This window comes from Billgrantia lactosivorans, from assembly GCF_003254665.1.
In the GTDB taxonomy this organism is placed as follows: domain Bacteria; phylum Pseudomonadota; class Gammaproteobacteria; order Pseudomonadales; family Halomonadaceae; genus Halomonas; species Halomonas lactosivorans.
Window position 1 is genome coordinate 75,823 of sequence record NZ_QHGY01000007.1, and the last position, 14,559, is coordinate 90,381.

The 14,559-nt window shown below is 57.6% G+C and carries 11 protein-coding genes; 8 read left to right on the top strand and 3 right to left on the bottom strand.

Going from position 1 to position 14,559, the window contains the following annotated elements:
- Positions 1-274 precede the first annotated feature (274 nt).
- Genes DIS04_RS14765 through DIS04_RS14785 form a run of 5 tightly spaced genes read left to right on the top strand, consistent with a single transcriptional unit; the run spans position 275 to position 6,732 of the window.
- Entirely contained in the window at positions 275-1,903 is a 1,629-nt protein-coding gene (locus DIS04_RS14765) for a cbb3-type cytochrome c oxidase subunit I (protein WP_179951281.1), read from the top strand.
- A gap of 1 nt (position 1,904) precedes the next feature.
- Positions 1,905-2,531 (top strand): cbb3-type cytochrome c oxidase subunit II, encoded by a 627-nt coding sequence (locus DIS04_RS14770; protein WP_111414552.1) that lies wholly within the window; start codon positions 1,905-1,907, stop codon positions 2,529-2,531.
- A complete protein-coding gene (locus DIS04_RS14775) occupies positions 2,531-3,352 on the top strand; it encodes a c-type cytochrome (protein WP_111414553.1) in 822 nt (273 codons plus the stop codon). The genes DIS04_RS14770 and DIS04_RS14775 overlap by 1 nt, the downstream gene beginning before the upstream one ends.
- Positions 3,353-3,380: 28 nt before the next feature.
- Entirely contained in the window at positions 3,381-4,514 is a 1,134-nt protein-coding gene (locus DIS04_RS14780) for a c-type cytochrome (RefSeq protein ID WP_111414554.1), read from the top strand.
- Positions 4,515-4,518: 4 nt separating this feature from the next.
- The gene (locus DIS04_RS14785; RefSeq protein ID WP_162623088.1) at positions 4,519-6,732 is read left to right on the top strand and encodes a heavy metal translocating P-type ATPase; all 2,214 of its coding nucleotides are present in this window, start codon (positions 4,519-4,521) and stop codon (positions 6,730-6,732) included.
- A gap of 506 nt (positions 6,733-7,238) precedes the next feature.
- On the opposite strand, the gene DIS04_RS14790 is transcribed toward DIS04_RS14785, so the two are convergent.
- The 3 genes from DIS04_RS14790 to DIS04_RS20510 form a co-directional block, all read right to left on the bottom strand.
- Positions 7,239-7,736: a MarR family winged helix-turn-helix transcriptional regulator gene (locus tag DIS04_RS14790; RefSeq protein ID WP_111414556.1), complete on the bottom strand. Its 498-nt coding sequence runs from the start codon at positions 7,734-7,736 to the stop codon at positions 7,239-7,241.
- Between the two features lie 122 nt (positions 7,737-7,858).
- A complete protein-coding gene (locus DIS04_RS14795; RefSeq protein ID WP_111414557.1) occupies positions 7,859-9,808 on the bottom strand; it encodes an FAD-binding monooxygenase in 1,950 nt (649 codons plus the stop codon).
- A gap of 599 nt (positions 9,809-10,407) precedes the next feature.
- Positions 10,408-10,698 carry a hypothetical protein gene (locus DIS04_RS20510; RefSeq protein ID WP_162623089.1) on the bottom strand — a complete coding sequence of 97 codons (291 nt, stop codon included), beginning with the start codon at positions 10,696-10,698 and terminating at the stop codon, positions 10,408-10,410.
- 366 nt (positions 10,699-11,064) lie between these two features.
- On the opposite strand from DIS04_RS20510, the gene DIS04_RS14800 reads away from it, so the two are divergent.
- The 3 genes from DIS04_RS14800 (at position 11,065) to DIS04_RS14810 (ending at position 14,555) form a co-directional block, all read left to right on the top strand.
- Complete coding sequence (locus DIS04_RS14800; protein ID WP_111414558.1) at positions 11,065-12,372, top strand: Rieske 2Fe-2S domain-containing protein; 1,308 nt, start codon at positions 11,065-11,067, stop codon at positions 12,370-12,372.
- Between the two features lie 87 nt (positions 12,373-12,459).
- Positions 12,460-13,452, top strand: a complete 993-nt coding sequence (locus DIS04_RS14805) for an ABC transporter substrate-binding protein (RefSeq protein WP_111414559.1) — start codon at positions 12,460-12,462, stop codon at positions 13,450-13,452.
- 104 nt (positions 13,453-13,556) lie between these two features.
- Positions 13,557-14,555 (top strand): TAXI family TRAP transporter solute-binding subunit, encoded by a 999-nt coding sequence (locus DIS04_RS14810; protein WP_111414560.1) that lies wholly within the window; start codon positions 13,557-13,559, stop codon positions 14,553-14,555.
- Positions 14,556-14,559 lie beyond the last annotated feature (4 nt).

Consider the following 14,559-nt stretch of genomic DNA (forward strand, 5'->3'; position numbering starts at 1 on the left):
GTGGACACCTACCGTCATCGAAGTCGGGGCTCAGCGGAAGGTGTGTTCACCGGCCGCATACCTTAATTCTCACTTAACGTCAGGCTGATAGCTTATTCCGTCAACGACTTAATCGCAGATTGATTGCTTCATCGGCCCCGCTGTCTCATGTGAAGGCTCAGGAGGAATTTTCGTGCCGCGTACGCGGCGCGGCGCACTTGTTATTCTTGAGTGCGCAGTATGCCGTGCCTGTTACGGGGGCCTACACCAATGATGTATGGAGTAAGCCAACAACATGATAAATATAGGGCTGCTACTCGCGCTCAGCTTCCTCGCCTCCTTATGCGCGCTCGGATTTCTTATTTGGGCAATCGCCAATCGCCAGTTCACACTCAGCCAGGGCGATGCAACAAGCATTTTCGAACCTGGTGAGGTGGGTGTGCCAGACGATTCAACCGCATTCCCGGGACAGAAAGAAGCTACGGCCCACCGCTTCGACGCTATCCGCGCCAAGATCGATGAGCCGGGCCGCAAGGTGGTGACGTTGATGGTAATGGTCGCGGCGTTGTCGCTGTTGGTCGGCTCGGCCTTCGGCCTGATCGCCTCGCTCAAGCTGCACCTGCCCGACCTACTGGTGGAGTCGGCGGCCATGACTTTTGGCCGGGTGCGCACCATGCACCTGAATCTTGTCGCTTTTGGCTGGTTATCGGTGGCCGGTATCGCTGTGGCATTGTGGGTGCTACCACGTATCTTTCACACTCCGTTGCGCCGTCCTGGTCTGGCCTACTTCGGTGCCTGCGTGTGGACAATAGGAACGGTGCTGGGCGTGATCGCCATCGGCAGCGGTTGGACCGAGGGCTTGGAGTGGCTCGAGATTCCTTGGCAGATCAGCCTACTGTTGGCTTTCGGGGGCGGTTGTATGGCCTTCTCACTACTCAATACTGCGCTGCGCCGTGAGTCGCATCACATCTATGTCACTGGCTGGTATCTGTTGGCCGGTCTATGCTGGTTCCCTATTCTATTCTTCATTGCCAAAATCCCTGGTCTGCACTCGGGCGTCCAACAGGCCACCATGAATTGGTGGTTTGCCCATAACGTGTTGGGCCTTTGGTTGACACCGTTGGGCGTGGGCGCTGCCTATTATTTAATTCCCAAGATCATCGGCAAGCCTGTGTACTCTTACAGCCTATCGCTGCTGGGTTTTTGGGGGCTGGCGCTCTTCTATAGCCAGGTGGGCATACATCACTTGATCGGCGGTCCGGTCCCCACTTGGGTAGTGACGCTCTCGGTTGTTCACAGCGTGATGATGTTCATCCCTGTGATTGCCGTAGCTATCAACCAGCACGGCACAGTGCTGCGCAACATGTGGGCGTTCAAACAGTCGATAGCGCTGCGTTTCGTTTCAATCGGAGCGCTGATGTATACCCTGGCCTCCTTCCAAGGTTCCATTGAGGCATTGCGCTCAGTTAACTCGGTCACACACTTCACCCACTACACCGTCGGCCATGCTCATTTAGGGGCATACGGCTTTACGACTATGGTTATGTTCGGCGCCTTCTATTACATGCTGCCATTACTAACCAAGCGCGAATGGCCATGGCCGCGGCTATTGAGCCTGCATTTCTGGCTAGTGGTGGGCGGCTTCGCGGTGTACTTTTTCGCCGTTTCCATCGGCGGTTGGCTGCAGGGGTTGGGGTTGCTGGAAGTGGGGCGTCCCTTTGGGGACATTACCCGCATGCTCATGCCGTACCTGGAAGCCCGCTCGCTCGGCGGCGCCTTGATGACGCTGGGTCACTTTGTTTTCGTCATCCATATCGTCGCTTTGCTGCTAGGAAAGGGCATGGTCACCGACACGGAGCAGAAAGCTGCGGTTCATGATACGGCCGTTGCAGCCCAGCAAGCTGCTATCGTGGAGAGGGTATGACATGAATCGCGTTCTCCCTCTCAGTGTTGGTGCCGTCGCCATCCTGGCGTCTGCGACGTTGATGTTGGTCATCGTGCCGGGCATTCAGATCCATCAACAGCAAGCGTCTGAAGAGCTCGAACCTTACACGGAGCAAGAACTGGCCGGGCGGGAGCAGTACATCAGCCTGGGCTGCGTGTATTGCCACACTCAGCAGCCGCGCTCACCCGAACAAACACTGGCCGACGCCGCTCAGGGTTGGGGGCGTGCCTCGGTCGCGGCTGACTACGTCTACGACAAGCCGCATCAGCTGGGCACCATGCGCACCGGACCGGACCTGCTCAACGTTGGCGCTCGCCTCCCCAGCATCGAGTGGCATCTGACTCACCTCTACCAGCCACGTGCGATTTTCGACTGGAGCATCATGCCGGCTTATCCCTTCTTGTTTGAACTCAAGGAGGAGGCTGTTGCAGATGACGTCGTTGTGAAACTGCCTTCTGAGTATCGCCCAGAGGGCAAGGTCGTTGTGGCTACCCAGGAGGCACTGGATCTCTCAGCTTATCTGATCAGCCTTAAACGCACCTATCCAGTGGAAGGTGCACTCAGCGGCATGCGCGACCAGGGTTACTCGTCGACGGAGGCCAAGTAATGAAACGGCGCGATACTTCCGACAACCATGTTTCTCGTGTCGACCCGCAGTTTGATCCCTGGGAGCCGAACCGGCCGATACCGCTGTTTGTCATCGCCTTGGTCATTGCTCTGGCCATCTGGGGAGCACTCACTTACCTCAGCGAGGTGGGCCAACACGAAGCCACTGGCCCAGCTACAGTCCAGCAGGGCGAGCCCTCCGCTTCGCCGGGAGCTGTTGCTGCAACTGGGTTGGATAACGCGCGGCCTGAAATTCTGGACCTGGCGTTTACCGGTAAGGACAACATGTGGAGCTGTGCATCCTGCCACGGTAAATCCGGCGAAGGCAGCTCCTCAACGCCAAGGTTGTCCGGCCAGCTTGGCGACTATCTTTATAAGCAACTATTGGACTTCCGCAGCGGTGCCCGCGCAAACGCGCATATGAAGCTTGTAGCGCAGGCGTTGACGCAGGAGGAGATGCGGGAGCTTGCCGATTACTACGCGCAGATCCGTCTACCTTCGCAAGTGCGGCCGCAGTTGGGAGGTGATCTGGAGCGTGGGCGTCAGCTGGTACAAAGCGGCGACTGGAAACGGGACGTGCCGGCCTGCCTACAGTGCCATGGCGATAGTGGCCAGGGCGTGCAGCCTCATTTTCCATCTCTAGCTGGGCAACAGCCTGAGTACCTGTTCACTCAGCTAGCCCAGTGGCATACCGGCGTGCGAGGAAACTCACCTCAGCGGCTGATGGATCGGATCTCCCAAGCCATGACTCCTGAGGATATGCGGGATGTGGCTGATTACCTAGCAACTTTGCCCTTGGTTGAGCCGGCACAGGCGCGGTGAGTCGTGTCAGGCAATACGGAGTAACCCGATGAGTAAGACCGTGAATGACCCGCAGCGCTCTCCACGCTCTATCATTATTGGCCTGAGGCGGATGCTCAAGGCGGCCGCCCTCGGCTTAATTCTGTTCGCCTTCGGCACCTTGTTGTATCAGAGTGGTTTGGTGGAAAAGGCCTACAACGCATTAGGGAAGCAGTCGGATACAGCGCAGGGATCCTCCACACGCGATGCAATGGAAAGTCGCCAAGCAATGCAGGCGGAGCGGGAGGCATGGCTGGCGAATGTGACCGCCGAGCCGCCGCAGGTGCCCACAGGGCCGGACGGCTATTTTGTCCCGCCCGAGGAGGATGAGCTCCCTGAGGGCCCCTTCGGTGAGTCAGTCCGCCGCGGCCACGACATCTTCGTGAATACTCCCCGATATGCTGCTCAGTACTCCGGCAATAGCCAATCTTGCGTAAATTGCCACTTGGACGCCGGACGTAAGGAAAATTCGGCCCCACTGTGGGGGGCGTACACAAAGTACCCAATGTATCGTGGCAAGAACGGGATGGTTAATACTTATCAGGAACGCATCAAGGGCTGCTTTACTTTCTCTATGAATGCCCAGGCTTCCGCAGCGGGAGGGCCGCCCCCTCTCGGCGACCAAGTCTACCTAGACCTCGAAGCTTACGCATATTGGCTTGCGAGTGGTGCGCCCACCGGCCAGACGCTGCCGGGCGCCGGCTACCCCAATGTCGCCAAGACCGAACTCGGCTACGATTACGAGCGCGGCGCCGATGTGTTTGTAGAAAATTGTGCTCTTTGCCATGGCGAGGATGGGCAAGGGCGGCATGAAGACGATGGCAGCGTGCGGTTTCCGCCGCTGTGGGGGCCGGAAGCCTACAACTGGGGCGCCGGTATGGCTCGCATCGATACAGCGGCATCATTTATCAAGTACAACATGCCATTGGGCCAAGGCCAGACGCTGACCGATCAGGAAGCTTGGGATGTGGCTGCTTACATAAACAGTTTCGAGAGACCCAAGGATCCACGCCAGACAGGTACGCTGGAGGAAGCGCGGCAGACTTACCACGAGAATGAACAGAGCTACTACGGTAAGGAAGTACGCGGCAGCATCTTAGGTCTTGGTGTCAGCCGCGAGCAGACGGCCGCACAAGGGGGCTGAACCCATGTCATCCATGGCAGCTAATGCTCGCGAGCTGGACCTGGAAAGCGCGCGGCGCGCTCGGCGGCTGGTGGTTTCCATCGAAGGCATGTGGTGCGCCGGCTGTGCTATGGCGGTCGAGCGGGTGATCGCCCGCATCCCCGGGGTGAGTTTTGCTAGCACCAGCTTCGCAGGCGGTAGCGCGCTGGTGCGTTGGGACAACGAGGAGTTTGACCCGGCACTTATCATCGAGCGTGTGGCTAAGCTCGGCTACCGGGTCGCGCCGCTGATCGAGGCCGACGAGATGGAGCGGCGCATCGACATGCAGGCCCGGGCGGTCTGGCTGCGCCTGTCGGTTGCGCTGTTCTTCGGCATGTGGAGCATGCTCGGCACGCTGATTCTCTACCTGGAGCCGATGGTGGCTGTCTCTATCACCGGCTACTGGCTCGGCCTGGGTGCGGTGGTAGCGGCCGTGCCGGTGATCACTTACGCGGCTTGGCCATTTTATCGCATGGGCTGGCGCACCCTGCGCGCCGGCCTGCCGGGTATGGATGCGCTGATCTCCCTAGGCGTGCTTGCGGCGAGCGCGCTCTCGTTCTGGCAGTTGCTGCAGGGACGGGCGGAAGTCTACATCGACACTGCCACCATGCTGGTCACCTTCCTGCTTATCGGACGCCTCATCGAATTATATGCCCGCCGTCGTAGTTCCGCTGCGGTCAACGCCCTGCGCCAAGCGGTACCGGAGACCGCAGCACTACTGCGTGCCGACGGGAGGAGCGAGGAAGTGCGGGTCAGTGAGATCCGGCCCGGTGATCTGGTAATGGTGCGGGCGGGCGAGCGCATCGGCGTTGATGGCCGCGTGGTCGAAGGTGATAGTGACATCGATCGCGCTCTGGTGAGCGGCGAGGCGCTGCCGGTGGCGGTGAGCCCCGGCGCGAAGATAGAGGCCGGCTGCGTCAATCTCTCCAGCAAGTTATTGATCGAGGTCGGTGCTTCCTACGGCGAGCGCTTCATCGACCGCATTGGCCTGCGCATGCTCGAGCTCTCGGGAGCCAAGAGCCAGGTTGCCATATTGGCGGAGCGCTTCGCCCGCTGGCTGGTGCCGGTAGCGCTGAGCATATCCGCGCTGGCTTTCGTATATGGATACTTTGCGAGCGGCTCCTACGACGAGGCAGCGCTGCGGGCGCTTTCCGTGCTGGTGGCCGCCTGTCCCTGCGCCGTAGGGCTGGCCTTGCCGCTGGCTTATGCCACTTCCACTCAGTTCGCCGCGCATCAGGGCATGTTGTTCCGCGATCCGGGGTCGATGGAGGCGCTGGCCGGGGCACGAAGCGTCTTGTTCGACAAGACCGGAACCCTCACTAGCGGCGAGCTGGAGCTGGTCGAGGTAGTCGGCAGCGAGCGACGGCAATTGCTTCTTTGGGCGGCACAAGCCGAAGCTGGAATCGCCCATCCCATCGCTCGCGCCATCGAGGTGGCGGCGCGGCGCGAAGGGGTATCGAGCGAGCGTGGCAAGGGTGAACCGCGGCGCTTCGGTCAGGGATCGAGCTGGCATGACTTGGACAGTGGTGTCACGACGCGGGTGGGCGCCGCCGCTTGGCTGGCTGGGCAGGGGATAGTGGTTCCGTCCCTGGTGCAACCGCTGCCCGCGGGTGCGACACGGGTAGAAATAGCCCGTGATGCTCAATGGGTGGGAGCACTGATTCTGCGCGACCGTCTGCTCCCAGATGCGATCATGGCCGTGTCGACGCTAGAGCGGGAGGGATTGACGGTCAACCTGGTCACCGGCGATCGCCACGAGACGGCCGTAGCTGTGGCCGCAGCGGTCGGGCTGGCCCCGGCCCAAGTGCGGGCAGGTTGCTTGCCGGAGGACAAGGTAACGGCGCTTGAAACCGCTACGGAACCCGCAATATTCGTCGGTGATGGTTTCAATGACTCCCTGGCGCTGGCGGCAGCTGATTGCGGTATTGCGGTCCAAGGCGCGGCGGCACCGGCGCTGGCCAGTGCCGGCGTGGTCATTACCCAAGGCGGGCTAGCGGGAGTAGTAGGCGCCTGGCGACAATCCCGTCGCACACTGCGCGTTGTACGCCAGAACCTAGGTTTATCGGTAGTTTACAATGTAGGCGTGTTGGGCTTCGCCGCCAGCGGTGCGATTCCGCCGTCAGCAGCAGCAGTGGCCATGCTCTTGAGCAGCCTGAGCGTAGTGGCAAATTCGGCGCGACTGGCGCGACCTGTACATTGAGTGAAAGCTGGCATGCTAAAGATTACCAGAGACGGCTGGTTGCGGACTGCGTGCATCAAGCGTGAGCAATGTATGCCATAGGTACGCTTAAGATATTATCCGTAAAAGAACTTTTACATTTTGCAGGTGCGGCCCACAATGAAATGGCCCACATAATTCCTTAGTATAAGGGAAGCGCAGTTCCGGTGTTAGAGATCGTCCAAGGTAGACTGCCGCAACGTGGTCGCAGTTTGGTCGCAGATAGTAGCGAATCCCCGTGTTGTGTGTAACCAGTGTAAAACTTCAAGCTATTGATTTAACGACAAAAGCCCGTAGCAAGCGCGGCCTGTATTTGGCAAAAAACGGATTCGAAATCCGCCGCACTCATATACTTGTCGGTTCATATCCGACCGCGAGCTCTCCCATCAGGGCACGGCCAGAACAATACATGCTGGTTCCCCTGCCGACAGAGAAGGCCAGCCAGCTCGAAGAGCTTCTGCCTCAGTAATGGAGAATCGGACGGCTATTTATCTGCCAGGGGAGATGGATTTGCCTACTACTGGTTTACGAATCGGTACGCGGCTAAGGTGGTTATTTTTCGTGGCTAGTTTTTGCAGTAGTTTACACAATGTTTTCTTTTCATTTTCACTTAGTGGAAAAAGCAATTCTTCTTGAGCGTTCGCCACGGCAGGTTCGGCGGAACGACGAAGACGCCTGCCTTCTTCAGTCAGAGAAACCTGCTTAGAGCGCAAATCCGCTTGACTGCGTTGCCGGGTCAATAAGCCGCGTTCCTCTAGCTTTTTAACTACAACGGCTACTGTGTTACGGTCTAGGGCGGTGTGGCTTCCCAAAGTAATTTGGTCAACTGGACCCAGCTCTTCCAATGCGGCTAGTGTAACATATTGTAGCTGGGTCAGGTTATGTTCCTCGCATTGGCGTAAGAAAATTGCCACGCTTATTTGATGGCAACGCCTCAGCAGGTTTCCTGGCATTGTGTTGGCTTGTGATAAGGGATGGCTAGCCATGGCATTTTTTCTCTATGTTGGACATATTCCGTGGCCAATGCGACACGGTTTACGTGATGTAATATATCTTGATAGAAATGGAAAAAATTGCATAGTGGTATGCGAAAATTGACGGCTTAGAGTTATTCTACATCGATCATGAAACGTTCAAAAAATGTAGCTAGTTCGTCATGAGCCTGCAGGGGCAAGACATGAGCAATATGCTGGTCAGGCCTCACGATCACCAGACAGCCGCTCTCCCGGTCGACTCCGCGCAAGTCGAAAATGTCTTGTTCGTACTTAAGATCGGGGCAGAACACCTTTTCATAATCATGGAGGCCGTAGCGTCCCTTGCGAGGCCAGAGCATCTGAGGGAAGGCATCCAGAGAGAGCTCGCGGAATCCCTGTTGGCAAATGGCGCGCAGGTCGAACACCGAGTCGATGTCGTCGCATGCAGGTGTGAACCTACGCACCGGTGAGTCGGGTGATTCACTCAAAAACTGGCACAGCCGACTGAGGCCTGACTCCGGCGCGGTGGGGTCGCTGGCCGCCGCGAATGCGAACAGTCGCCAGCGACCATCTGCTGTCACTGTGTGACCTAGATGCATGGGCTTGGCATCCGCCAGCCGCACAACAGGTGCAGAATGGAAACGAGTGCCAATTTCAAGACCGCTTGCTAGGTGCTGGTGGGTCGGTTCGGCGGAGATCAGTGAAGGTGAGTACTGAATGGCTGTGCCGGCGGTGAAGCGCCCCTGTTTGATGAAGTATTTTTGAAACTCTTTGGGGTCCACACCGTCACCCTTGTCCTCTGGAGAGCCCTTGGGTGGGGCACTGAACATCTTGGCGAATTCTCGATCGAAGTCGATCAGCTCCTTGGCCACGGTCTGGCGCTCGGTGGTATAGGTGTGCAAGATCTCCGGTGTGCATTTTCCTTGTAGCACCGAAGCCAGTTTCCACCCTAGATTGAAGGTGTCGCGCATGGAGACGTTCATGCCCTGGCCCGCTTTTGGACTATGGGTGTGACAGGCGTCTCCAGCGATAAAGACATGCGGGAATCGCTTGTCAGCTTCCTCGGCAGGCACATCGTCGAACTTGTCGCAGAGGCGCTGACCGATCTCGTATACTGACCACCAAGCGATTTCCTTCACGTCTAAGGTATAAGGGTGCAGGATGCGCTGCGCCGCGGCCACCAGCTGGTCGGTGGTGATGTTGCGGCTGGCGACGCGCTCGTATTCATTGAGTTTATCTAATTCGATGTAAAAACGCGTCAGGTAGCCGCCTTCCCGCGGTATGATCAGGACGTTTCCTGCATTGGCGGAGTGTATCGCCGCCTTCATGCGGATGTCTGGGAAGTCGGTGACTGCCAGCACATCCATCACGCCCCAGGCCTGGTTGGCGGAATCGCCCTGCAGGGAGCGTCCCAGGGACTTGCGCACCGCGCTGCGTGCGCCGTCGCAGCCCACCACATAACGAGCCCTCACGTTTTCCACCTCGCCCTCATGAGCAGGGTCGATCCGCTCTAGTGTAACAGTTATCGGGTAGTCCTCAGCGTGTAGGGTGGCCGCCTCCGATTTGATGGGGTCGATCGACACATCAATTACGCGGCGGGAGTAGTCGGGTTCCAACTGGGTAGGAGATTTACGCATCAGCTCCAGATAGAAGTCGTGTACCCGGGCCTGGTTGAGTACTGTGTGAGGGAATTCGGAGAGACCGTCCTCGGTGTCCTGGGTACGGCCATGGCGCATGATGTTCTTGCGGTTTGCCTCATCCGGCTTCCAGAATACTGTCTCGTTGATCCAGCAGGCTTCATTGAGAACCTTATCGACGAAGCCGAAGGCATTAAACATCTCCATGGTGCGGCAGGCGATGCCATCGGCCTGGCCGAGCTTCAGCGGGCCGTCCTTTTGCTCGACGATGCGCGTCCTGATATCGGGGAACGCCGATAGTTGGGCCGCCAAGGTCAGACCAGCCGGACCGCAGCCGACGATCAGCACATCGACTTCATCGGGCAGGGTGTAGGTATTTTTAAGCTCACCGGCAGGCGCGTGGACGGTCGGGTCGCCAGTCTGGACTCCGTTGAGATGAAATTGCATAGAGGCCTCGACGGGTTTCGGAAAAATTAATCACTATTGTGCTTAATACATTATAACTTTGTCCGCTATTCGCAATACGACTTTTTGCTACTACCAGCTCAGCGGACCGCCCTGCTAGGCATCAGGGCTAGCCCAGGCATATTCGACCTTCGTCGATTTTGCTATCGCTCTTCGTCATCAAGATTGGAGTGCCGGATGGCGATCCGACAGGTATACGTCTGTTGTGAAAGGGCATTGAGGACTTTCGCAATACAGAGGGGGGCACCAAGGTATTGGGGGGATGTGCCCTCATCGGCCGTCGCTGGTGCTGGGGCGTAACGAGGAGTGCGGCCTGCGCTGCCTGTACCATGGTTGAAAGATGGTCGTCGAGGGCAATGTCCTCAAGATGGCCTCCGAGCCGACGTAATCGAAGCTGAACGAGCAGTGGCAAGCAAAAGATCTATCCGGCCTTAATAAGGCGTCGGGTGTCGTGTGGGTGCTTCATGGGCCGAACCGAGGAAAAGCCGGAGTTCACGTCCTCCGGTGTCGCTGGCGTCATAGTTATCGAGTTCTTGGCCACTGCAACAAAAGGCTAGGTCCACTAAACGCCATGGAGTCGGTCAAGCACGGGCCTCATTACGTGCATACAGCGATGCCACCGCTGGCCAAAGGCTGGTCTCATCCTTCGGATGTTCAACTTCGCGAGCAATATCCGCTCGCTTGGCAACTGCTGCGTCGTCGACGAGGCGAGTCTGACCAAAGTGACAGATTAACTCACTGCGGTCGCTTATCGCGAGGGCTTGGCGATCGGTGCGCCTGTCGAGTATGGCGAGAAGGCTTACGTGCATCAGATCCCAGGCGGCGTGATCTTCAACCTGCGGTACTAGCTGCAGAAAGTCGGCATGAAACATTGCCTGGCTGAAACCTCGGGGAGTGGCCCGCATTCGTGCCGAGTTTGGTTAACCGATCAAGGTTACTCCCCTGTCATAGTTCGTTGAGAGATGACAGCTCTGTCATGTGAGTCTAATAATTTTCCCTTCACCTCATAGCGCCATTAAATCGTGCAGCCGTGCTCCGAAAGGTTGGCTTAGGCAAGCGATGTGCAGCTTGGCGGAGGCGGGGCACGTCAGTTTTTAGAGTGCCGATACACCCAGTATGCGACTTTAGTCTGTTTGACATGGCCGCTTGAGGCGCTATGGTTAGACATTGAAGTTAGATATCTAAGTATATCGGCGAGAGCTGTTCGTGTAGCTCCCTAACCCTTGGAGACCGTGCTTATGCTGACACAAGAAGAGAACGACTTGCTGTGCCGTGTTGAAGGTCATGCCCCTATGGGGCAAATCATGCGTCGTCACTGGCTGCCCGCTTGCCTATCCGAGGAAGTCGAGGAGCCAGACGGTGATCCGATACGGGTTCGACTGCTCGGTGAGGATCTGGTGGCCTTTCGCGATACCGAAGGGCGCGTGGGAGTACTAGACGAGATGTGCCCTCATCGGCGTGCGTCGCTGGTGCTAGGGCGTAACGAGGAGTGCGGTCTGCGCTGCCTGTATCATGGCTGGAAGATGGACGTCGAGGGCAATGTCCTCGAGATGGCGTCCGAGCCGCCGGAATCGAAGCTGACCGAGAAGGTCAAGCACAAGGCGTACCCCACCCACGAGGCGGCCGGTTTTGTTTGGGTTTACATGGGGCCACCCGAGGAGCAGCCGGAGTTTATGCCGCCTGTGTTTCAGCCGACGCCGGAAACCAAGGTATCCATCTCCAAAGTGATTGTCGATTGCAATTGGGCCCAGATCCTCGAGGGCGCCATCGACTCGGCACACTCCTCGAGCCTGCATTCCACCGACATGGTGCCGGCCCGTAAGGATGGCGCCGAGGCGACCGACAAGCTCTGGCTGCGTCCATCCACGGACAAGGCACCGCGTCTTCAGGTGCAGCCCACGCCGTTCGGTTTTCGCTATGCCGCGATACGTCGTCCGATCAAAGATGCAAAGACGCATGATTACGTGCGCACCACATTGTTCATCGCGCCCTACACCGTGCAGATTCCACCGAACAACCTCTACGATATCGCGATCCTGCACGTGCCCATCGACGACACGCATACTGCGTTCCACTTCATCGCCTGGGGCGACGCGAGCACTACGCCTGATACCGAGTCCTGGCGTAAGTTCCTCGGCACGCAGATCGGCATCGATGTGGACAAGCATTATCGAAAGTTCCGCACCCGTGAAAACAACTATTGGCAGGATCGCCGAATCATGCAACTTGGTACAAGTTTCACCGGGATCAAGGGCATTCCCAACCAGGACATTGCGATGTGGGAAACCATGGGGCCGATTGCCGATCGTACGCACGATCGTCTCGGTGCGAGTGACTTGGCGATAGTCGAATTCCGTCGCCAGATGGTGCAGGCCGCCAAGACTATACAGCAAGGAGGGCCAGCTATTGGCACCAAGGAGCCGCGGATTCCGCATTACAAGCTCCAGTCCTTCCAGGGCATCGTCCCTAAAGAAGAGGATTGGCGTCAATTGGGTACCGCTCCGGAAGAGGCAGAGCTGTATGACAGCGAGCCGCACCACTCCTGACGATAGGAAATCGATACGCTGAGCCAAGGAGCAACCCATTCATGTTGCTGAGCATCCCGACTCACAGATAACAAAGCAGGAGCCCTGATGAACAAATTGGAACTTTCGGTTGCCGTCGGCAATTACGACCGCGTGAGGCCATTGATCGATGGAGAGGTGCAGATCGATGGCGTGGATCCTGTGTTCCTGCTGCATGACCCGGAGGAGATCTTCTTTCGCGCCTTCCGGCATGCCGATTTCGATATCACGGAACTCTCGCTGAGTAGCTACACTGTGAAAACAGCGGAGGGTAATTGTCCCTATATCGGGGTGCCGGTCTTTCCCTCTCGCGCCTTTCGGCATACCTCCATTTACATTCGGACCGATCGCAGCATCGAATCGCCAGCTGACCTGCGGGGTAAGCGTATTGGTGTTCCCGAATATCAATTGACCGCCAATGTCTGGGCCCGCTTGTTCCTCGAGGAGGACCATAGCCTCCAGCCCCGAGATGTGACTTGGTTGCGTGGCGGTTACGAGGAACCAGGCCGGGTCGAGAAGATCAACCTCAATCTCCCCGAAGGAGTCCGAGTGGAAAACATTCCGGAAGGGGAAACGCTATCCGGCATGCTGGCCTCCGGCGAGTTGGATGCAGTAATGGGGCCGCGAGCTCCGTCCTGTTTCATGCAGGGGCATCCCCATGTGGGTTACCTCTACCGTGATCCTCAAATGGCAGCCTCGGACTGGTATCGGCGAACCGGTATCTTCCCCATCATGCATCTGCTGGGCATTCGCAAGACGCTTGTAGAGCGCCATCCCTGGCTACCGTTCTCCGTTTACAAGGCTTTCGAGCAATCCAAGGCTAAGGCACTGGCGAAGCTCAGTGACACCTCGGCAACCAAGGTGACACTTCCATTCGTCGAGGACCAGCTTCAGGCCGCCCGGCGTCTGATGGGTGAGGATTTCTGGTCCTATGGCTTTGCTCCCAACCGACAAACCCTGGAGCGATTTCTCGAGCAACACCATGCGGAAGGGCTGTCCCGACGGCTCGTGAAGCCGGAGGAACTGTTCCATCCCGCTACGCTGGAAAGCTTCAAGATCTGACTACCCTTGGGAAGGATGTATGTATCTGTCGCACAGCGACACCTTTACAACAACAAACGAAGCCCCGCAGAACCAATGACGACGCCAGTACAAAAGGTGAATAAATGAAAATCTCAATCAAGAAGTCCGTGATGACCATGGCCCTTGTCGTTCCTGGATTGATGATGAATGTCGCATCGGCCCAAGAGTACAATCTTACGGTGGCCGGCGCTTCGCCAGGAGGGCTGTGGTCACTGCTCGGCGCCGGCCTGGACAGTGCCCTGAAAGCAGAATATCCCGGTTCGACCGTGACCTATCAGACCTCAGGGGGCGGCATCGCCAATGTGGCTGTGTTGCAACGCGGTGATGCTAGCTTGGGAATTGTAGAGGATGCCGTGCTGCAGCTGGCTCGCGATGGGGAAGACCCTTTCCGCGAAGCTGTCAATGATGATATCCGGGTACTCTCTTATCTCTACACTTGGGCGCCGATGCAGGCCGTAATAAGGGAAGAGTTTGCCGAAAAGCATGGTATCTCAAGCTTTGAGGATATTGCCAAGGTTAAGCCGCCGATCACCATTGCCATTAATAAACGCGGTAATATTGCATCGAGTGTTGCTGAAGCCATGTTGGAGGCCATCGGCGCAGGACCCGATGAAATCAAGAGCTGGGGAGGCGACATCATCTATGCCGCTTCCAGCGAGCAGTCTGGCCTGATTCAGGACCGTCGCATCGACATGTTCCTGAACAGTCTGTTCGTGGGACAGAGTTCGATCATGCAGGCGGCGTCTAGTGTCGATGTGAAACTGTTGCCCTTGTCCGAGGACATTATACAGGAGGTCGCGGAGAAGACGGGAACCAACGCCTTCACGATTCCTGGGGGAGCCTACGACTGGGCGCCGGACGAAACGCCAACCGTGTCAATCAGCGCTACCCTGGCTGTGCGGAGCGATATGGACGAAGCTATGGCCTATAACCTCACCAAGTCGCTTTACGAAAACTATGTAAAGATCTCCGGCGTTCATCCAGCTATGGAAAGCTTGACTCCGGAAATCATGGCGGATGTCGAGGTTGTGCCCTACCACGATGGCGCCGAGCGTTACCTTAAGGAAGTCGGCCTCCGCTAATCGG